Here is a 19,691-nt window from a genome sequence, read left to right as displayed (position 1 = left end):
TCATGAACAACAACGCCATCAAGCAGTCAGGCGCCTACCTCGAAATCGTCTCGTTCCATCTGGGCGACCAGGAATTCTGCATCGACATCATGGCCATCCGCGAAATCCGCGGCTGGGCGCCGGTGACGCCGATGCCGCATACTCCGCCCTACGTGCTGGGCCTCATCAACCTGCGCGGTGCAGTGATCCCGGTCATCGACATGGCCTGCCGCCTTGGCATGAAGATGACGGAGCCCTCCGAGCGTTCGGCGATCATCGTCACCGATATCGCCGGCAAGCTGGTCGGTCTGCTGGTCGAGCAGGTTTCCGACATGATGACGATCAAGAGCGAAGACCTTCAGCCGCCGCCGGAGATCATTCCGGAAGCTCAGCGCGCCTTCTGCCGCGGCATCGTCGCACTTGAGAAGACCATGGTCTGCTTCCTGAACCTCGATACCGTCATTGCGGACGAACTGAATCAGGCTGCTTGATATTTTGCCGGGAAAATAAGATCGCGGAGGCCCGGCTCGTCCGGGCCTTTCGCTTTGGAAGACGCGACTGATCTGACCTATTGAACCAGATGCCCCCTCTCCACCCTCATCTCTGTGCTTGTCACAGCGATCCAGCCACCGCGCGTCTGCGCGGTGAATGACCTTCTGCTCGCGCAGAGAGTCTCCTGCGCCCAAGGACTTTGGCGCGCCGACTTCCTGTGACGAGCACAGGGATGAGGGATTTGGGGAGACACTCGCACCCTTCCTAAAATCCGCAACCCTACTGCGGCTTCCCATTCCTCCAGATCACGTTCTGCCCATAGAGTGGAATGGTCGAGATCGACATCTTCGCCGAACCATCAGTGAGTTCCCGCGAATGGGCGAGATAGATCAGCGTGTCGTTGGTCTTGTCGTAAATGCGGTTGACAACGAGCGTCTTCCAGATCAGCGACATGCCCTGGCGGAACACCTCGCTGCCGTCCTTTGAGAGATCGATATTACCGATCTCGACCGGCCCGGTCTGCCGGCAGGCGATCGAATTGTTGGATGGATCCTCGAACCAGTTGCCGTTCTTGAGCCGGTCGATCAGGCTGCGATCGAAATAAGTGACATGGCAGGTGACGCCCCTGACCTCCGGATCGGACACCGCCTCGACAATGATATCGTTGCCGATCCAGTCGACCCCGACCTTGCCGACGACCTCGGCCGGGGCTGCGCCCGCTGAAAGCGCGAGAAAAGAAAGGGCAGCAAGGAAAAGATTACGCGGCTTGGACATAGCGGCTCCCTGGAGCGCAGCGCGTCCGACGGGACGCGCCTAAGGCGCTCTATCGCTTTATTGGCGCTTTGTAGATAAGTACGCGCCCATGCTTTGCAAGAAACCGCTCAGCCCTTCCGGCAGGTGCAGGGCTCATAGCCGCGCGCTGTCAGCCGCCCCGGCGTCATCCCGATCAGCGCCGGGATCGCTTCCACGGCTTTCGCCTTGACCGCCTTCGCCATCTCGATCGCCGCTGCCGCGCAGACCGCGGCGTCCTCGGCGGCGTTGTGGTGTATGAAACGCAGGCCGAGATGCTCGGCGATCAGGTTCAGCCGATGCGAGAGGAAATGCGGCCAGATCCGCTGCGCCATTTTCAGGCTGCAGAGATAGGTGAGCTCCGGATAGGACTGCCGATAGAGATCGAGGCTCGCCCGCCAGACGCTGAAATCGAAAGCCGCGTTGTGCGCGATCATCGTCGCGCCGCTGATATCATCGTAAAACTCGTCCATCACCTCGGGAAACTCCGGCGCATCCTCGACATGCTCCGGCCGGATACCGTGGATGGCGATATTCATCCCTGAAAAGCGCATGTCGCGCGGGCGGATCAGCCGCTCCTCGACACGGGTCACCCTGCCCTCCTCGATCCAGGCAAGTCCGACTGAACAGGCGCTGCCGCGCTGCTCGTTGGCTGTTTCGAAATCGATGGCAATGGTCTTCAAGGACAAAAATCCGAATCGTCTAGGCCTACCGGAATAATCATAGCGGCACGCGAAGGCAAATCTCCGCCTGTTGACATCTGCACGCGGATGGGGAAACTTCCGCGCATGATCAACTCTGTGACGCTTACCATGCATCATATCGCCACGACCCTTCCAGGGTACGCGGGAGCGATGGTGCGTCACTAGCCGTCCGATCATCCCGAAAACCCTGCCGAGGCGAGCAGGGTTTTCGACAAACCGGCTCTCCTCCAAAAACTGAGGAGAGCTATCCTATGGCCAATAACGAAGAGAATGAATTCGGCGACCGAGCGCGCCTGCCGGATGGAGTCGTCGTGCGCGCTGTACGTATTTCCGATGCCGAGGAAATCACCGATCTCATAAATTTGCCGGGCTACCGGGCCGGCACGCTGCGGCCGCCCTACCAGCGGATCGAGGATGTTCGCAAGAATATGGAAAATCCGTCGCCCGGCGCGCTCAACCTCGTCGTCACCCTGAACGGCAGGATCGTCGGCAATGGCGGCCTCAACCGCCTTAGCGGCCGTCGCCAGCACGCCGCCAGCCTCGGCATGGGCGTGCATGACGATTTCACCGGTCGCGGTTTCGGCCGTATCCTGTTTGGCGCGATGGTCGATGCCGCCGACGACTGGCTCGACATCAAGCGGCTCGAACTGACCGTATATACCGACAATGAGGCCGCGATCGCACTCTATGAGAAATTCGGTTTCGAAAAGGAAGGGCTTCTGCGCTCATTCGCCTACCGCGCCGGCCGCTATGTCGACGCCTATACGATGGCGCGGCTGAGGACTTGAAAAAAAGGCCGACAGACACCGACCTAAAGGCAGGAAAGGCCTGCCAAGCGCTCCTTCGTCATGCTCGGGCTTGTCCCGAGCATCTGCAACGATCGAATACAGGAGGTCCTCGACACGCGGAGGAGCCCTTAAAGCCTCCACACCGGTCTCTCTACCCGCCAATCAGCGCCAGCCACTCATCCTCGTCCATCGTCTGGACACCGAGCTCACGCGCCTTATCGAGTTTAGAGCCGGCGCCGGGGCCGGCAACGACGAAGTCGGTTTTCTTCGACACCGAGCCCGCCACCTTGGCGCCGAGGCTTTCGGCCCTCGCCTTCGCCTCATCGCGGGTGAATTTTTCGAGCGAGCCGGTAAAGACGACGGTCTTGCCGGCGACCGGGCTTCCGGACGTGGTCGGCTGTTCGGCCTCGGCAGGCGTCACTTCTTCGAGCAGACGGCCGATCACCTCGATGTTGCGCGGCTCCTTGTAAAATTCGACCATGGCGCGCGCCACGACCTCGCCGATTCCTTCGATAGCGTTGAGATCGTTCCACGCATCGCCGGAAAGCGGTGTTGCCTCCTGCATTGCGGTCGCAAAGGCCTCATAGGTGCCGTAGGAGCGCGCCAGCAGCTTTGCCGTGGTCTCGCCGACATGGCGGATGCCGAGCGCATAGATGAAGCGATGCAGCGCAATGCTGCGCCGCTCGTTGATCGCCGCATAGAGCTTGCCGACGCTGACTTTGCCGAAGCCGTCGATATTTTCCAGCTTGGTCAGAGAATGCGCCTGGCGCTTCTCCAAGGTGAAGATATCGGGCGCCGTCCGGATCTGCAGGGACGGATCCTCGTTTTCGAAAAAGAAGTCGACCTGCTTCGAACCAAGCCCTTCGATATCGAAGGCGTTGCGCGAGACGAAGTGTTTCAGATGCTCCGTCGCCTGCGCCCGGCAGATGAAGCCGCCGGTGCAGCGGCGTACGGAATCCATCTTTCCGGTCTTCTCGTTGACCTCGCGCACCGCGTGCGAACCGCAGACGGGGCACGTCCTCGGGAATTCATATGCCTTGGCATTGGCCGCACGCTTCTCCAACACCACGTCCAGGATCTGCGGAATGACATCGCCGGCGCGCTGGACGATGACGGTGTCGCCCTCCCGGATATCGTGCTCCTCCGGCCGTATGCGCTCACCGCTATTGCCGATGCCCTTGATGTAATCCTCATTATGAAGCGTCGCATTGGTGACGACGACGCCGCCGACCGTGATCGGCTTCAGCCGCGCCACCGGCGTCAGCGCCCCCGTGCGGCCGACCTGAATCTCGATCTTCTCGACCTCAGTAAAGGCCTGCTCGGCAGGGAACTTGTGCGCCGTCGCCCAGCGCGGCGAACGGGAGCGGAAGCCAAGGCGCTGCTGCAGTTCCAGACTGTCGACCTTATAGACGACGCCGTCGATATCGTAGTCGAGATCAGGTCGCTTCAGGCCGATCTCGTCATAATGCGATAGGATGTCGGCGACCGAATTCAGCCGCTTCATCAGCGGGTTTACGGGAAAACCCCACTCCTTGAAGGTCTGCACCATGCCGAACTGCGTGTCTTCAGGCATCTCCGACATCTCGCCCCAGGCATAGGCGAAGAATTTCAGCTTGCGGCTCGCCGTCACCTTGGCGTCGAGTTGACGCAACGATCCGGCGGCCGTATTGCGCGGATTGACATAGGTCTGCTTGCCTTCCGCTTCCATCTGCCGGTTCAGCGCCAGGAAATCGCTCTTCGCCATATAGACCTCGCCGCGGATCTCCACGACCGCGGGAACGCCCTTCGGCAATTCCTGGGGAATTTCCGCGATGGTGCGGATGTTGGCGGTGACATTCTCCCCGGTTGTGCCGTCGCCGCGCGTGGCAGCCGTCGTCAGCCGCCCGTTCTCATATCGGATCGACATCGACAGCCCGTCGATCTTCGGTTCGGCGGTAAAGGCGATCGACTGATCTGGCAGGCGGCCGAGGAAGCGATAGACGCTGGCGACGAAATCCTGCACGTCCTCCTGCGAAAACGTATTGTCGAGCGACAGCATCGGCCGCGCGTGAACGACGGGCGAGAAGGTAACCGACGGCGCAGCACCGACCCGCCGCGACGGGCTGTCCTTACGGATCAGCTCGGGAAACCGCGCTTCCAGCGCATCGTTGCGGCGCTTCAGCGCGTCGTAATCCGCGTCCGAGATCTCCGGCTGGTCCTTGCCGTGGTATAGCGCATCGTGATGCGCGATCTCCCTTGCCAGCCGCTCGAGCTCGGCGGCGGCCTCTTCGATCGTCAACGTGTCGACGGCGGAACCTTCGGTGGACATGGAACATCTCTCCAGAGAATCTGGCCGGAAAACTGCTTTGTTTTTAGAGCAAAATTGCCGGATGAAAAGAGCAGTTGCTTACCCTGTCCGGTGAGGACTGCCCATCAGCCTATTCCCAATCCAAGGCATTGCGCAGCCGGAGGCCGCTGACGTGCAGCCCGCTGTCCCAGAGGCCTTTCAGCGGCCGTAAACTGTCGACCACCCGCAATTCCACTCCGCGCGGCATGAATTCCCGGTCGAGCCGCGAAATGGCGGTGCATTCGATCGGAACAATACGCCGGCGAGCCACCCACATGCCCGCATCGCCGAGGTCCTCGAAACCTTCGGCCGGCAGCGCGTAGCGATAAATCGTCACCGTCGAGAGCCGTTCCAGCCAATGACGCTCGACATAGGCTGCTGCCCGGCAACCTGCAAGCCAATGCCGCCTCTCGGCTTCCGGCGTCTCGGATGTGGCCCAGATCAGGATCCGCGGGCAATCCCGCGGAAAGAGATACATGAAGTCATGATCGTCATCGATCGCCCAGACGAGCGGACCGTTCAGCCATTCGCAGCCCGCCGGTCGGATCGAGGGAATGCGAACCGGACGCGGCTCGAACGCCGCAATGACGGGATCATCGCTGAAATGGAAAAGGCGCATGGGAACGGATCGCCGCTGATCGGAATGATGCGCATAACGCGAAGCGCAATGTTTGTCACCGTTGCCAGTGTTGCAGACGGTCTGGGCGAGCAGCCGCCATCTCCTTCGGCCGCGGCAATCAGCCGTTACCGGCCAGCAGCCGCTTGGCAGCCGCCCTCGCCTCTTCTGTCACCGAAGCGCCGGCCAGCATGCGAGCGATCTCTTCGGTGCGATCCTTCTGCGCCATCGTCGCCACGCGGGTGGCGATCTTTTCAGAACCCTCGGCCGCCGGCCCTTTGGAGATCAGAAGATGCGTTGCCGCCCGTGCGGCGACCTGCGGCGCATGCGTAACCGACAGCACCTGGACCCGCTCGGACAGCCGCTTCAGCCGCTGGCCGATCGCATCGGCCACCGCGCCACCGACCCCGGTATCGATTTCGTCGAAGACGAGCGTCGGGGCCGACCCGCGATCGGCGAGCGCCACCTTGAGCGCCAGCAGAAAACGCGACAGTTCTCCGCCTGAGGCGACCTTCATAATCGAGCCGGGGCGTGTACCGGGATTGGTCTGGACATGGAACTCGACGACGTCGATGCCTTCGGGAAGCGCCTCATGCGCATCCGTGGTGATCTCGACCATGAAACGAGCGCGTTCGAGCTTCAGCGCCGGCAGCTCGGCCATCACGGCGGCAGCCAGCGCGGTGCCGGCTTGATGGCGCTTGTCGGAAAGCGATCGCGCCGCCCGATCGTAATTCTCCCGCGCCAGACCGACCTCCGCTTCGAGCCGCGCAAGCCGCTCCTCGCCCGCATCGAGGTCGGCAAGGTCGGCGATCATGCGCACCGCGAGCGCCGGCAGCTCGGTGACGGGCACTGAATATTTGCGCGACGCGGCTCTGAGCGCGAAAAGCCGCTCCTCTACCCGCTCCAGCTCCCGAGGATCGTATTCGGTCTTGCGCAGCGCCGCTTCGACTTCCATTTGCGCATTGGAAAGCTGGTCGAGTGCGGCGTCGAGCAGCGTCACCGTCTCTTCGAGCAGCCCGGGCGCTTCATGGCTCTTGCGCTCCAGTCGGCGCACCAGCGAGGCGATATGCGGCACCGGCGAGGCATTGCCGTTCAGGAATTCGGAGGCTTCGGCAATATCGCCGGCGATCCGCTCCGCCTTCATCATCCTCTGCCTGCTTTCGGCGAGTTCGACCTCCTCGCCGTCCTGTGGTGAGAGTTTCTCGAGCTCTTCCACGGAGGAACGCAGATAGTCGGCCTCGCGCGCCGCACTTTCCACCTTCTCGCGGTGCTTTTTCAGCGTCCGTTCGCTGTCGCGCCAGATTCGATAAAGGCGGGAAACCTCCGCAACTTCATCGGCAAGGCCGGCGAAGGCATCGAGCAGGGTGCGGTGAGCATTGGTGTCGACAAGAGCGCGATCATCGTGCTGGCCGTGAATCTCGACCAGCATCTGACCCGCCTGGCGCATCAGCTGCACGCTGACCGGCTGGTCGTTGACATAGGCCTTGGTACGCCCGTCAGCTGATTGCTGACGGCGGAAGATCAGGTCGCCCTCGTCGTCGATGCCGTTTTCACGCAGGAGCAAACGGGCCCCGTGGTCCATGCCGACGTCGAACACCGCCGTCACCTGGCCCCTGTCTTCACCATGGCGCACCAGACCGCCGTCACCTCGCCCGCCGAGCGCCAACGACAGACTGTCGAGCAGGATGGATTTGCCCGCTCCGGTCTCGCCCGTCAGCACGGAAAGACCGGTCTCGAAGGCAAGATCCAGCCGCTCGATCAGGACGATATCGCGGATCGAAAGCTGGATCAGCATTGGGCTTAGGAACCGAGCAGAAGTTTCTTGCCTGCCGCAGCGATCCACGAGCCCTTGTTTTCACGCGGCTCGGCGCCACCCGTCTGCAGCAGCTTGTAGGAATCGGCGTACCACTGGCTGTCCGGATAGTTGTGACCAAGAACGGCTGCCGCGGTCTGAGCCTCGTCGACGATACCCATGGCATAATAGGCTTCGACGAGACGGGCCAGCGCCTCTTCGATCTGGTTCGTGTTCGGATATTTCTCGACGACGATGCGGAAGCGCGAGATTGCGGCCAGATATTCCTTCCGCTCCATATAGTAGCGGCCGATCTGCATTTCTTTGCCGGCGAGCTGGTCACGTGCGTAGCGGATTTTCGCCTGCGCGTCGTCGACATATTCGGAGTTCGGATAGTTGTCGATCACCGCCTGCATCGCCTCGATAGTCTTGGCGGAGGCGCGCTGGTCCTGGGTCACGTCGACGATCTGTTTGGAATAGGTGAGACCGATGAGATACTGCACATAAGCGGCATCCTGGGACTTCGGATATTGCGACATGTAACGGTTGCCCGAGGCAAGCGCATCATCGAGCTTGCCCTGGCGGTATTTGACAAAGGTGCTCATCACAAGCGCCTTGCGCGCCCATTCGGAGAACGGGTTCTCCCGATCGATTGCGTCGAACTTGCGCGCCGCTTCCGCCATGTTGCCGGCCTTCATATTGGCGAGGCCCTGGGTGTAGAGCACGTCGGGCGGATCTGTTTCGAGGCCGAGCTTGGTGATATCGATATCGGGATCCGACTGGCAGCCGGAGATCGAGGCGCCTGCGCTAAGCACCAGAAGCGATGCGAACAAAGCGCGCGCTGTCTTCATCATACCTTCAGATCCTGCATAACCCATTCGAAAGAACCCCACTGCCGCCGCTCGCTCCACGGCAGCCACGCCTCGCTGGCGTTTCTAGCCACAAATGTGCATCAAGAGCAACGCAATGATAAGGCATTAACGCATTTTTGTGGCAGCCGCCGCCGGATTGGCCGGCTTTTCATCTTCTTGCCGACCTGTTGCAGCTGCGCATCTGCGAGAAATCATGTTGCGCCGATGCGAGCGGCCATAAAAAAACCGCCTCCGGGAAAGAGGCGGCCTGGTCTTGAGAATATGCTGGAGGTCATGCCGACCAGGGAGTGAATTCCGAAGCGCTGACGGCGATCAGTTCACGAGCGGCGACGCGCTGGCGCGGCGTCGACGTCTCCACCACCTCGTAGGCAGAGGGATCGGCGAGCAGCGCCTTCAAGGCATTGGCGTTCATCTTGTGGCCACCACGATAGGACCGGTAGCAGCCGATGAACTGGACGCCGGCGAGCGACAGATCACCGACGGCATCAAGCGTCTTGTGGCGGACGAACTCGTCCTTGGCGTAACGCAGGCCTTCGACATTAATCACGGTATTGTCGTCCGAGATGACGACGGAATTTTCGAGCGACGAACCGAGCGCATGGCCCGATGCCCAGAGACGCTCGACATCGCGCATGAAGCCGAAGGTACGGGCGCGGGAGAGTTCGGACTTGAAGACGGCGGCGCTCATGTCGCCGGCCCACTTCTGCCGGCCGATCAGCGGGCAGTCGAAATCGATCTCGACTTCGAATCGCATACCGTCATAGGGACGGAATTCGCTCCAGGAGCCGCCATGCTCGATTCGCACCGGCTTGGTGATGCGAATATAGCGGCGCTTGACGCCGAGTGAGACGAGGCCGGCCTGCTCGATCGCTTCGACGAAAGGCAACGAGCTGCCGTCCATGATCGGCATTTCGGCGCCCTGCACCTCGATCACGACATTGTCGAGGCCGAGTGCATAGACGGCGGCCATGACATGTTCGATCGTCGCAACCGAATGTGTGGGAGAGAAGCCGAGTACGGTGCAGAGGTCTGTATTGCCGACCTGCGAGGAGACGGCCTTCAGTTCGGTGATGTCACCATTATCATGCAGGCGCTGGAAAACGACGCCGGTGTCCGCTTCGGCCGGGTTCAGCGTGATCGAAACATTCGCGCCCGAATGAACGCCGATGCCCGAGAGCGTAGCGGGACGCGAAACCGTCGTTTGAAAACCCAGCAAGCCAATTGCCATAAAATCTGCCTTTATTTTTCCGCTCCAGCGGCTTGTCCCACGGCGCGGTTGTCATTCTTTCTGCAGAAGGAACCTCGTCCAGACGACTCCTAACGCAGTTTTCTTGCATCATACTTACGTGCGCCGGCGCTCCAATCCAAATCACTGTTTCTTTCGTTTTGTTACGAAGTCACACGATTGATATCGCTCAAGAATTCCCGGCCGAAAAACAGCAATGCCCGGGACCTGGATCCCGGGCATGAACGGTGCCAAAAGCCCCGATTTCAGTTCGACTGGCGACGCAGGAATGCCGGAATTTCCAGCTGATCGTCTTCTTGCATCATGCGAGCCTGCGGAACCGCACGGCCCTGGTCGTCGAGGTTGCCGCGGCGCGGCGCATAGAGGCTTGCCTCCGGCGACAGCGGACGGCGCTGCTGCGACGCGGCTGGCGGTGCGGCGGTCATGTCGGCGGCAACGGCGTCGTCGTCACGGCGGCCGAGCGAATTGGTGATTCGCTTGAGCAGGCCCATCGGGCCGCGCTCTTCCTGGCCATGCGCGGAGGCCGGCTGGGCGCGATGGTCGAGTTCCGCCTGGACGACAGGCGGGAAATCCTCGACTTTCGGCATGCGCACCGGCTCAGCCGCCTGACGGATGATCGGCTCCTGCCGGACCGGCTGCTGAATGGGCTGCGGCTGGACGGGCTGGCTCAGCGCGGGCTGGCTCATCACCGGCGCCGGAGCCTGCTGCTGCACCTGAGGACGCATGGCCGGAGCTTCCGGTGCAGCCGCGAAGATCTTGCTCTGCGGACGGAAGACTTCCTGCTGCGCAGCAGGCTGCTGGAGCGGTGCGGCGGCACGCGGGGTCGGAATTTCGAGCTCACGTTCCATCTCGGCTTCGCGAATGGTCTGCGCGATCGGATCGAGGGCCTTCGGCGCCTGCATCACCGGGGCAGGCTGAACTGCGGCCGCTGCCGGAGCAGCAGCCGCGGAGGGACGGATAGCGGGTTTGGCGGCAGGCTGGAAGTTGCGTTCTGCGGCTTCGCTGATCGCCCGGTCAATGCCTGTCGCGACGACCGAAACGCGGATGATGCCTTCAAGCGATTCGTCGAAGGTGGCGCCGAGGATGATGTTGGCGTCGGGATCGACCTCCTCGCGGATACGGGTCGCAGCCTCGTCGACTTCGAAGAGCGTAAGGTCGCGACCGCCGGTGATGGAGATCAGCAGGCCCTGGGCACCCTTCATCGAGGTTTCGTCGAGCAGCGGGTTGGCGATGGCAGCCTCGGCAGCCTGCAGCGCGCGGCCGGAGCCGGAGGCTTCGCCGGTGCCCATCATCGCGCGGCCCATCTCACGCATCACCGAGCGGACGTCGGCGAAGTCGAGATTAATGAGGCCTTCCTTCACCATCAGATCGGTGATGCAGGCGACGCCCGAATAGAGAACCTGGTCGGCCATTGCGAAAGCGTCGGCGAAGGTCGTCTTGTCGTTGGCAATGCGGAAGAGATTCTGATTCGGAATGACGATCAGCGTGTCGACCGACTTCTGCAGTTCCTGGATGCCCATCTCGGCCAGGCGCATGCGGCGGCCGCCTTCGAAATGGAACGGCTTGGTGACGACGCCGACCGTCAGGATGCCCTTGTTGCGGGCCGCCTGCGCGACGACCGGAGCAGCGCCCGTGCCGGTGCCGCCGCCCATGCCGGCGGTGACGAAGCACATATGCGTGCCGTTCAGATGATCGACGATCTCGTCGATGCATTCTTCAGCGGCGGCGCGGCCGACTTCCGGCTGCGAACCGGCGCCGAGGCCTTCGGTGACATTGACGCCGAGCTGGATGATGCGTTCGGCCTTCGTCATCGTCAGCGCCTGGGCATCCGTGTTGGCAACGACGAAGTCGACGCCCTGGAGGCCGGCGGTGATCATGTTGTTGACGGCGTTGCCGCCACCGCCACCGACGCCAAACACGGTGATGCGCGGCTTCAGCTCTGTGATGTCAGGCTTTTGCAGCTTGATGGTCATGGTACCTGTTCCTTCTCTCTCTGGCCGCATCGCCACGCCGGCCAATTACTCAATTTCAGAAGCTTTCCTTCAGCCACTGGCCCATCCGGGCTATGCGACTGTTATTTCCCCCAAGCGACATGAGCAGACCGCTCTGTGACGCATGTGTCTCCATGTCCGCGACCTGCGGATAGATCATCAGGCCGACGGCCGTCGAAAAAGCCGGGCCCTTGGCCGCCGTCGGCAGCCCCGAAACGCCCATCGGCCGGCCGATGCGGACGTTGCGGGCAAGAATGCGCCGCGCTACTTCGGCAAGCCCGGTCAGCTGGCTCGCTCCGCCGGTCAGCACGACGCGTTTTCCGACGATCGGGCTGAAGCCGGAGCGCTGGATACGGTCGCGAATGAGCTCCATCGTCTCCTCGATCCGCGCCGAGACGATACGTGAAACCAGCGCCCGCGGCACCTGCGACGGCTGATCGCGATCATCCTCACCGATCGGCGGGATCGAAATCAGCTCGCGCTCATCGGAGGAATTCGAAAGCGCGGAGGCATGCACGACCTTCAGCCGCTCCGCATCTTCGATACGGGTCGAAAGGCCGCGCGCGAGGTCGGTGGTGACATGATGACCGCCGAGACCGACGGCATCGGTATGAACGAGCTTGCCCTCGGCAAACACTGAGATCGTCGTCGTGCCGCCACCCATGTCTATCGCCGCGCAACCGAGTTCGACCTCGTCGTCGACGAGAGCAGCAAGACCCGATGCGTAGGGCGTCGCGACAATGCCTTCGACCGACAGATGTGCGCGGTTGACGCTGAGCTCGAGGTTCTTGAGCGCCGAGCGCTCTGCCGTCACGACGTGCATGTCGACGCCGAGCGCATCGCCATACATCGCGAGCGGATCGCGGATACCGCGCTCGCCATCGAGCGAGAAGCCGGTCGCCAACGAATGCAGCACCGAGCGGTCCTGCCGCAGCGACTGCTGGCAGGCAGCCGACAGCACTTTCTTCAGATCGTTGAGCTCGACTTCCTGACCGCCGAGATCGATCGTCGCGGTATAGATGTCGCTGCCGAGGCGGCCAGCCGTGAGATTGACGATCAGGCTCTCGACCGTCAGCCCGGCCATGCGTTCCGCCGCGTCGACGGCAAGGCGGATGACGCCCTCCAGCGCGTCGAGATCGGCTATGACGCCGGTCTTGATACCGCGGGAGCGCTGATGGCCGATACCGATGATCTCGATATTGTGCGTGCGGCCCGGCAGGATCTGGCTTTCCTCGCGCGGCGTCAGCCGGCCGATCATGCAGACGACCTTGGTCGAGCCGATATCGAGCACCGAAACGATATGCGACCGCTTCGACGAGAGCGGCTTCAGGCGCGGCAGTCCGAAATGGGATGAACCGAACAAGCTCATATATTCTGCCCCGACTTCTTCAATTCCTTCGTACGCTCCGTGACCGCCGCCTGCCGGCGGACCGCCGCTTCCGGCGTCAGCTGGATTGCGGTTCGGTCCGGCAATCTCAGATCGACCGCGGCGATATCCCGCTCCAGGAGCTGGTGCTCCTTGTCGAACTTCGAAAGCGTCGCCAGCGCCTGGTCGATGCCGTCTTCCGGCAGCTTGACGATGACGCCGTTATCCATGTGCAGATCCCAACGACGGCCCGATATCCAGACATAAGCCTTGACGCGGGCCTTCACGTCGGGCCACTTCGAGAAGGCGTCATCGAGCGAAGCCGCCGCGGTCTCGGCGTCGCGGCCGACGACGAGCGGCAGCGCCGAAAACTTGTTGTCGCGCAGCGGCGCAATGACGCTGCCGTTCTTCTCGATCAGGGAAAGCTCCTGCCCGTGTTGCCAGATCGCATAGGCCTGGCGCTCCTTGAGCTTCACCTCGATCGTCTTCGGATAAATCTTGCGGACCTCGACATTCTCGACCCAGGGAAGATGCGCAATCTTCCGGCGGGCCGCATCGACGTCGAGCGCGACCAGCGAGGTCGTGCCGTCGAGACCGATCAGTTGCAGGATTTCGATTTCCGATGTTTCCGAATTGCCGGAAACCTTTACGTCCTCGATCGCAAAGCCCGCGGCCGTCGTCGTCGCCTGCGCGACGGCTTCAGTGTGACCGCCGAGCGACATCCCGTAGAGGCCGGTCGCAGCCAGGAAGGCAAGCGCCGACACCGTGCCCGTATGAGCAGGGATATAGATGCGGCCACTGCCGAGACTGATCAGGAAACGCGTGACGCGGCGCAGCGGACGCGGCAGCACGAATCGCTCTTCGGCTTCCAAGACCGGAAGCACGGCGTGATGGCTGGGGCGCCCAATTCTCTTGACCCTCAACGCAAACAAGACGCGTCCTCCACCATCCACCGGAGAAACTGACCAAAGGAATAGCCGGCATGACCGGCCATTTCGGGCACGAGCGAGGTTGGAGTCATGCCGGGCTGGGTATTGACCTCCAGCCAGATGATTTCGCCGTCTTCGGAGAAACGATCGTCGTAACGAAAGTCGGACCGACTGACGCCGCGGCAACCGATTGCCTGATGCGCCCTTAGTGCCAGTGTTTGTATTTTTTGGTAAATATTCGGTGAAATTTTCGCCGGGATGACGTGTTTTGAACCGCCCGCCGCATACTTGGAATCGTAATCATAAAAATTGTGTCCCTGCGGCACCACCTCAGTGACGCCGAGCGCAGTCTCACCCATGACGCCGCAAGTGAGCTCACGACCGTAGACATAGCGCTCCACGAGCACCTCCTCGCCATAGCGCCACTCGGGCGAGCTGACGACCTGCGGCGGATGCGCCTGATCTTCAGTGACGATGACGACGCCGAAGCTGGACCCCTCGCGGACAGGCTTCACTACATAGGGAGGCTTCATCGGATGCGCCGAGGGAAAGGCGAAGCGGTTGATCACCTGTGATTCGGCGACGGGAATGCCGGCGGCGGCGGCAACGCGCTTCGCCTTGGCCTTGTCCATTGCCAGCGCCGACGCAAGCACCCCCGAATGCGTATAGGGGATCTCGAGATATTCGAGAATGCCCTGGATGGTGCCATCTTCACCGAACGGTCCGTGAAGCGCATTGAAGACAACGTCGGGCTTCAGCTCGGCAAGCCTTTCTGAAACGTCGCGGGCGACGTCGATGCACGTCACCCTGAAGCCTTCAGCTTCGAGGGCCTCTGCGCAAGCCTTTCCCGAGGAAAGGCTGACAGGCCTTTCCGAGGAAAACCCGCCCATCAGGACCGCGACATGCTTGCGACTCATCAACACCCCCAAAAATAACTTCCACTTTTGAAATCGACGCTTGCGCGAAGCTGTCTGCGCCGTTTCGCGCCTTTGTCAGGCCTCACATGCATTAGAGCATCATTATGGTTAATGAAGTGTTTACTTTCGTTAATTCTTAGCCGCGAGCTTCGCGAACTTTTACCTTTTGCCCATTGTGCCCTTCCCGCCCGTGAATGACCCTGGGCGGAATCGAAAAAGCCAATGCGCTCAATGACATATGGAATCGAGCTCATCCGCGATGGAATCAACCGAGGGAGTCGCACGCATCTCTCGGTGAGATACCGGCAACAGTGAGGCGGCGGCCCGCGCCTCGACTTGATTAATGCAGAGAACCGCGGCGCTCGGCCGTTACCGCTTTTTTATTGATGCCGATATCACTTCCGGTTAGCGAAGGCTTATGGTTGAGCAGGGAGAAGATCATGCGATACCTCGTCACCGGCGCGGCCGGCTTCGTCGGTAGACCGCTCGTCAAACGGATGCACGCAGAAAGAAATTGCGATCTTGTGGCCAGCACGAGATCCCAGACCTCCGCCTTTCCGCCGGATGTCGAGCATTTTCCGATTGAAATAACCGACGGCACCGACTGGGTGGCAGCGCTTGAAGGCGTCGATGTCATCATCCATCTCGCCGCCCGCGTTCACATCATGAACGACCGCGCGGCCGATCCGCTTGCGGAATTCCGCCGAACGAACACCGCCGCCACGCTGAATCTCGCCGAACAGGCCGCCCGCGCAGGTGTGAAGAGATTCGTTTTCGTTAGCACCATCAAGGTCAACGGGGAAGAGAACGATCGGCCATTCCGGCACGACGACACGCCGAAACCGATCGATCCCTACGGCATTTCGAAGCTGGAATGCGAAATTGGCCTGCGCGAAATCGCAGCGCGCACCGGCATGGAAGTTGTCATCATCCGCCCGCCGCTGGTCTATGGCCCCGGCGCGCGCGGCAACTTCGCCCTGCTCGTCAATCTTGTCCGCAAGAAACTGCCGCTTCCCTTCGCTTCGCTGAAGAACCGTCGCACATTGGTCGCAGTGCAAAATCTCGTGGATTTGATCCTCGCCGGCGCGACTCATCCAGCCGCCGCGGGCGAGACTTTCCTCGCCGGGGATGGTGAAGACCTCTCGACGCCGGAGCTCATCAGGGGAATTGCCGCAGGCCTCGGCGTCAAGCCGATACTGCTCCCCTTCCCGCCTGCGCTGCTACACATGGCGGCGAAGGCGGTTGGGAAGGACGCCGTCTATCAGCGCCTTTGCGGTTCGCTGCAGGTCGACACATCCCGGGCGCGCGACATTCTCGGCTGGTCACCGGTAGTCGCCCCGCGCGAGGGGCTGAAACTGGCAGTGAAATAGCCGCTATTCGCTCGTCACGCCCTGGAACGGGCGCACTTCGCGACCGGGCATGAAGACGCCGAGGCGCTTGATTTCCCATTCGAGCTTGATGCCCTCTTTCTCGAAGACCTCGCGGCGCACCTGCTCGCCGAGATATTCGAGATCGTAGCCGGTCGCCTGCCCCATGTTGATCATGAAATTGCAGTGAAGCGACGACATCTGCGCTCCGCCGATGACGAGGCCACGGCAGCCTGCCTCGTCAATCAGCTTCCAGGCCGAATGGCCCGGCGGGTTCTTGAAGGTCGAGCCGCCGGTCTTTTCGCGAACCGGCTGCACCGTCTCGCGGTGATTGCGCACAGCGTCCATCTCGGCGCGGATCTGGGCGCGATCTTCCGGATAACCCTCGAACAGCACCGAGGTGAAGATCAGATCGGCGGGTGCCTTTGAATGCCGGTAGGAATAACCCATTTCTGCATTGGAAAGCACATGCTTGTTGCCCTTGCGGTCGACGGCGTTGACCTCGACCAGCCGCTCACGCGTCTCCACGCCGTTAGCGCCGGCATTCATTCGCGCCGCGCCGCCGATGCCGCCCGGGATGCCATAGAAGAAATGGAAGCCGCCGATGCCATTGTCCATGGCCATCGCCGCGACATGTTTGTCAGGGCAGATGGCGCCGGCGAGGATGCGGTTTTCGCCGGCAAGCTCGACGAAGCCGAAACCCTTGGCCGACAGACGCAGCACCACGCCTGGAATACCGCCGTCGCGCACCAGGATGTTGGAACCGACGCCGACCACTGTCAGCGGCACCTCTTCCGGCAATATCTTCAGGAAGGCAATCAGATCATCGACGTCATGCGGCTGGAACATCAGTTCGGCCAGGCCGCCGGCCCTGAACCAGGTGACACGGTCCATGGGTGCATCCGGCGTGATACGGCCGCGGATATCCTTTACACCGTCTCCGAGAGACGCGAGAAGCTTTTCCCCATTCACCTGTTTCATGCGGACTTTCCCGATAGGCCTTCCAGTTGCTTGGGCAGTGCTGCTGCCCATGATGTGATGCTCCCAGCCCCCAACAGAACCACGAAATCCCCTGGCTTTGCAACCTCCGCAACCATTTGCGGCAGAAGCTCCGCCGAAGCGAGGAAGCGGGCATCGCGATGGCCGCCTGATTTGATGCGCGAGACGAGCGATATGGAGTCGATACCTTCGATCGCATCCTCGCCTGCCGCATAAACGGGCGCAAGGAGGATGCTGTCGGCATCGTTGAAGCAGGCCGCGAATTCCTCGAACAGGCTTGCCAGACGCGTGTAACGGTGCGGCTGATGGACGGCGATGATGCGCCCCTTGCAGGCTTCACGGGCCGCCTTCAGCACCGCCTTGATCTCCACGGGATGGTGGCCATAATCATCGAAGATTTGCACCCCGTTCCATTCGCCCGTCAGCGTGAAGCGGCGCTTGACGCCGCCGAAGGAGGAAAGCCCCTTGGCGATATCTTCGCTCGATATACCAAGCCGGTTGGCGACCGCGATCGCCGCCGTGGCGTTTGATATATTGTGACGCCCGGGCATCGGCATGACCAGCCCCTTAAGCTCGGTCCTCTGGCCGGTGCGGCGGCGGCGAATCTCGACGTCGAAGATCGAGCGCGTGCCGTCGATGCGGACATTCTTGAAACGCACGTCGGCCTGCGGGTTCTCGCCGTAGGTGATGATCTTGCGGTCCTCGATGCGGCCGACCAGCGACTGCACCTCGGGATGGTCGAGGCACATGACGCCGAAGCCGTAGAACGGTACGTTCTCGACGAATTGCCGGAAGGCGGCGCGAACGGCGTCGAAACTGCCGTAATGGTCGAGATGCTCCGGGTCGATATTGGTGATGACGGCAACATCGGCCGGCAGCTTGAGGAAGGTGCCGTCGGATTCGTCGGCCTCGACCACCATCCACTCGCCCTCGCCCATGCGGGCGTTGGTGCCGTAGGCGTTGATGATGCCACCATTGATCACGGTCGGATCGAGCCCGCCGGCTTCGAGCAGGGTCGCGACCAGCGATGTGGTCGTCGTCTTGCCATGCGTCCCGCCGATGGCGATCGCATTGCGGAAGCGCATCAGCTCGGCGAGCATTTCGGCGCGGCGCACCACCGGCAGCAGCTTTTCGCGCGCCGCGATGAGTTCCGGATTGCTCTTCTTGATTGCCGTAGAAACGACGACGACCTCAGCCTCACCCAGGTTTTCAGCCCGGTGGCCGACATAGACTTCGATGCCCTTGTCGCGGAGGCGCTGCACATTGGCGCTGTCTGACTGGTCCGATCCCTGCACCTTATGGCCGAGATTGTGCAGCACTTCGGCAATGCCGCTCATGCCGATGCCGCCAATGCCGATGAAATGGACGAGACCGATCGCCTTCGGCAGTTTCATGCGCGTGTCCTCTTGAATTCTGAGACTGTCTTGCCGGCGGCAATAGCCTCAACCATGTCGGCAAGCAAGTTCGCCGCATCCGGTTTTCCGGCGAGCTTCGCCGCCGCCGCCATGTGCGAAAGCTTGTCCGGATCGTTCATCACATGGCTCAGTATAGAGGCGATCCGTTCAGGCGAAAGCTCGGACTGAGGGATCACCTTCGCTCCGCCTGTCGCAGCCAGTGCGGCGGCGTTTGCCGCCTGATCATGGTCGAGCGCATGCGGATAGGGCACCAGAATGGCCGGACGTCCGATGACGGAAATTTCCGAGACCGTGGAGGCGCCGGAGCGGCAGATCACCAGATGTGCCTGGGCAAGACGTTCCGCCATATCGTTGAAAAATGGTGCGATATCGGCTCCCATCTCCAGCTTGGCGACGCAGCCGCTGACCATCTCCATATCCTCAGGGCGCACCTGCTGCGTCACCCTGAGCCTTGCACGCAAGCCATCGTCGAGCAGGCTGATCGCCGTCGGCATAGCCTTGGAAAAATACTGCGCTCCCTGGCTGCCGCCGAAGACGACGAGATTGAATGGCTCGCCCGGATGCGACGGAACGTAAGGCTGCTCGGCTGCGGCAAGGATCGCCGGACGCACCGGATTGCCGGTTGCAACCGTCTTGTCGGAAAAGGCATCGCCGCTTTCCGGCAGGAAGCCGCCGGCGATCGCCTTGACGCGCGGAGCCAAGGCCTTATTGGCCCGCCCCATGACGGCGTTCTGCTCATGCAGCATTGAGGCGACACCGAGCCGTGTGGCGGCCAGCAGCGGCGGCACGGTGGGATATCCGCCGAAGCCGACGACGATCACCGGTTTCAGCCGCTGGATCAGCCTCTTGGCCGCCCGCATGCCACTCCACAGCGTCCACAGCGAGCGGGCGACTGCGACCGGGTTCTTCGAGCCGATCGTCGCCGACGGCACGACATGGATTTCCTCGGCCGGGAACTTGCCGGCATAACGCTCCGCCCGGCTGTCAGTGACAAGATGCACCGAGTAGCCACGCTCCTTCAGCTTGAAGGCAAGCGCCTCCGCCGGGAACACGTGGCCGCCGGTCCCCCCGGCGGCAAGCAGCACGATGCCTTTGTTCATGAC

At 61.8% G+C, this 19,691-nt stretch carries 17 protein-coding genes; 3 read left to right on the top strand and 14 right to left on the bottom strand.

What is annotated here, in order from left to right:
- The first annotated feature begins 2 nt into the window (after window positions 1-2).
- Window positions 3-470 carry a chemotaxis protein CheW gene (locus FFR93_RS10510; RefSeq protein ID WP_004668786.1) on the top strand — a complete coding sequence of 156 codons (468 nt, stop codon included), beginning with the start codon at window positions 3-5 and terminating at the stop codon, window positions 468-470.
- A 280-nt stretch (window positions 471-750) separates the two neighbouring features.
- Here the strand turns inward: FFR93_RS10510 and FFR93_RS10505 are convergent, their stop codons facing one another.
- Window positions 751-1,245: a CreA family protein gene (locus FFR93_RS10505; RefSeq protein WP_064705578.1), complete on the bottom strand. Its 495-nt coding sequence runs from the start codon at window positions 1,243-1,245 to the stop codon at window positions 751-753.
- A gap of 107 nt (window positions 1,246-1,352) precedes the next feature.
- Window positions 1,353-1,943: a 3'-5' exonuclease gene (locus FFR93_RS10500; RefSeq protein WP_138393168.1), complete on the bottom strand. Its 591-nt coding sequence runs from the start codon at window positions 1,941-1,943 to the stop codon at window positions 1,353-1,355.
- Between the two features lie 272 nt (window positions 1,944-2,215).
- Between FFR93_RS10500 and FFR93_RS10495 the strand changes: the two genes are divergently transcribed.
- Entirely contained in the window at window positions 2,216-2,752 is a 537-nt protein-coding gene (locus tag FFR93_RS10495) for a GNAT family N-acetyltransferase (RefSeq protein WP_138393167.1), read from the top strand.
- Between the two features lie 151 nt (window positions 2,753-2,903).
- Here FFR93_RS10495 and ligA read toward each other — a convergent pair whose 3' ends face one another.
- The 9 genes from ligA to FFR93_RS10450 form a co-directional block, all read right to left on the bottom strand.
- Entirely contained in the window at window positions 2,904-5,060 is a 2,157-nt protein-coding gene (gene ligA, locus FFR93_RS10490; RefSeq protein WP_138393166.1) for an NAD-dependent DNA ligase LigA, read from the bottom strand.
- A 109-nt stretch (window positions 5,061-5,169) separates the two neighbouring features.
- Complete coding sequence (locus FFR93_RS10485; protein ID WP_138393165.1) at window positions 5,170-5,697, bottom strand: DUF6886 family protein; 528 nt, start codon at window positions 5,695-5,697, stop codon at window positions 5,170-5,172.
- Window positions 5,698-5,815: 118 nt separating this feature from the next.
- The gene (recN, locus tag FFR93_RS10480) at window positions 5,816-7,489 is read right to left on the bottom strand and encodes a DNA repair protein RecN (RefSeq protein WP_138393164.1); all 1,674 of its coding nucleotides are present in this window, start codon (window positions 7,487-7,489) and stop codon (window positions 5,816-5,818) included.
- A 5-nt stretch (window positions 7,490-7,494) separates the two neighbouring features.
- Window positions 7,495-8,364: an outer membrane protein assembly factor BamD gene (locus FFR93_RS10475; protein WP_171049151.1), complete on the bottom strand. Its 870-nt coding sequence runs from the start codon at window positions 8,362-8,364 to the stop codon at window positions 7,495-7,497.
- A 265-nt stretch (window positions 8,365-8,629) separates the two neighbouring features.
- Entirely contained in the window at window positions 8,630-9,586 is a 957-nt protein-coding gene (gene lpxC / locus FFR93_RS10470; protein WP_138393163.1) for a UDP-3-O-acyl-N-acetylglucosamine deacetylase, read from the bottom strand.
- Between the two features lie 263 nt (window positions 9,587-9,849).
- Window positions 9,850-11,577 (bottom strand): cell division protein FtsZ, encoded by a 1,728-nt coding sequence (ftsZ, locus tag FFR93_RS10465; RefSeq protein WP_138393162.1) that lies wholly within the window; start codon window positions 11,575-11,577, stop codon window positions 9,850-9,852.
- 55 nt (window positions 11,578-11,632) lie between these two features.
- Window positions 11,633-12,964, bottom strand: coding sequence for a cell division protein FtsA (gene ftsA / locus FFR93_RS10460; protein WP_004668807.1), 1,332 nt, complete (start codon window positions 12,962-12,964; stop codon window positions 11,633-11,635).
- A complete protein-coding gene (locus FFR93_RS10455; protein WP_064705586.1) occupies window positions 12,961-13,893 on the bottom strand; it encodes a cell division protein FtsQ/DivIB in 933 nt (310 codons plus the stop codon). The genes ftsA and FFR93_RS10455 overlap by 4 nt, the downstream gene beginning before the upstream one ends.
- A complete protein-coding gene (locus tag FFR93_RS10450) occupies window positions 13,881-14,807 on the bottom strand; it encodes a D-alanine--D-alanine ligase (RefSeq protein ID WP_064711548.1) in 927 nt (308 codons plus the stop codon). The genes FFR93_RS10455 and FFR93_RS10450 overlap by 13 nt, the downstream gene beginning before the upstream one ends.
- A 440-nt stretch (window positions 14,808-15,247) precedes the next feature.
- On the opposite strand from FFR93_RS10450, the gene FFR93_RS10445 reads away from it, so the two are divergent.
- Window positions 15,248-16,177, top strand: a complete 930-nt coding sequence (locus tag FFR93_RS10445) for an SDR family oxidoreductase (protein ID WP_138393161.1) — start codon at window positions 15,248-15,250, stop codon at window positions 16,175-16,177.
- 3 nt (window positions 16,178-16,180) lie between these two features.
- Here the strand turns inward: FFR93_RS10445 and murB are convergent, their stop codons facing one another.
- From murB to murG, 3 genes are read right to left on the bottom strand one after another with little or no spacing between them, the layout of a single operon-like run.
- Entirely contained in the window at window positions 16,181-17,155 is a 975-nt protein-coding gene (murB, locus tag FFR93_RS10440; protein ID WP_064705589.1) for a UDP-N-acetylmuramate dehydrogenase, read from the bottom strand.
- Window positions 17,152-18,567: a UDP-N-acetylmuramate--L-alanine ligase gene (gene murC / locus FFR93_RS10435; protein ID WP_138393160.1), complete on the bottom strand. Its 1,416-nt coding sequence runs from the start codon at window positions 18,565-18,567 to the stop codon at window positions 17,152-17,154. Before murC ends, murB begins: the two co-directional genes overlap by 4 nt.
- Complete coding sequence (gene murG / locus FFR93_RS10430; protein ID WP_064711545.1) at window positions 18,564-19,688, bottom strand: undecaprenyldiphospho-muramoylpentapeptide beta-N-acetylglucosaminyltransferase; 1,125 nt, start codon at window positions 19,686-19,688, stop codon at window positions 18,564-18,566. The genes murC and murG overlap by 4 nt, the downstream gene beginning before the upstream one ends.
- Window positions 19,689-19,691: the final 3 nt, after the last annotated feature.

The sequence above is a fragment of the Rhizobium sp. MHM7A genome (assembly GCF_005862215.1).
GTDB lineage: Bacteria > Pseudomonadota > Alphaproteobacteria > Rhizobiales > Rhizobiaceae > Rhizobium > Rhizobium bangladeshense.
Note: the sequence above shows the minus strand (reverse complement) of the source record. Positions and strands in the feature narration are given on the sequence as shown.

Excerpts from the sequence above, each read along its gene's own strand:
- FFR93_RS10475 (WP_171049151.1), bottom strand. The coding sequence starts at position 8,364 with ATGGGTTATGCAGGATCTGAAGGTATGATGAAGACAGCGCGCGCTTTG.
- FFR93_RS10505 (WP_064705578.1), bottom strand. The coding sequence starts at position 1,245 with ATGTCCAAGCCGCGTAATCTTTTCCTTGCTGCCCTTTCTTTTCTCGCG.
- murB (WP_064705589.1), bottom strand. The coding sequence starts at position 17,155 with ATGAAACAGGTGAATGGGGAAAAGCTTCTCGCGTCTCTCGGAGACGGT.
- recN (WP_138393164.1), bottom strand. The coding sequence starts at position 7,489 with ATGCTGATCCAGCTTTCGATCCGCGATATCGTCCTGATCGAGCGGCTG.
- ligA (WP_138393166.1), bottom strand. The coding sequence starts at position 5,060 with ATGTCCACCGAAGGTTCCGCCGTCGACACGTTGACGATCGAAGAGGCC.
- FFR93_RS10495 (WP_138393167.1), top strand. The coding sequence starts at position 2,216 with ATGGCCAATAACGAAGAGAATGAATTCGGCGACCGAGCGCGCCTGCCG.
- murC (WP_138393160.1), bottom strand. The coding sequence starts at position 18,567 with ATGAAACTGCCGAAGGCGATCGGTCTCGTCCATTTCATCGGCATTGGC.
- FFR93_RS10445 (WP_138393161.1), top strand. The coding sequence starts at position 15,248 with ATGCGATACCTCGTCACCGGCGCGGCCGGCTTCGTCGGTAGACCGCTC.
- FFR93_RS10510 (WP_004668786.1), top strand. The coding sequence starts at position 3 with ATGAACAACAACGCCATCAAGCAGTCAGGCGCCTACCTCGAAATCGTC.
- FFR93_RS10450 (WP_064711548.1), bottom strand. The coding sequence starts at position 14,807 with ATGAGTCGCAAGCATGTCGCGGTCCTGATGGGCGGGTTTTCCTCGGAA.
- lpxC (WP_138393163.1), bottom strand. The coding sequence starts at position 9,586 with ATGGCAATTGGCTTGCTGGGTTTTCAAACGACGGTTTCGCGTCCCGCT.
- ftsZ (WP_138393162.1), bottom strand. The coding sequence starts at position 11,577 with ATGACCATCAAGCTGCAAAAGCCTGACATCACAGAGCTGAAGCCGCGC.
- FFR93_RS10485 (WP_138393165.1), bottom strand. The coding sequence starts at position 5,697 with ATGCGCCTTTTCCATTTCAGCGATGATCCCGTCATTGCGGCGTTCGAG.
- murG (WP_064711545.1), bottom strand. The coding sequence starts at position 19,688 with ATGAACAAAGGCATCGTGCTGCTTGCCGCCGGGGGGACCGGCGGCCAC.
- ftsA (WP_004668807.1), bottom strand. The coding sequence starts at position 12,964 with ATGAGCTTGTTCGGTTCATCCCATTTCGGACTGCCGCGCCTGAAGCCG.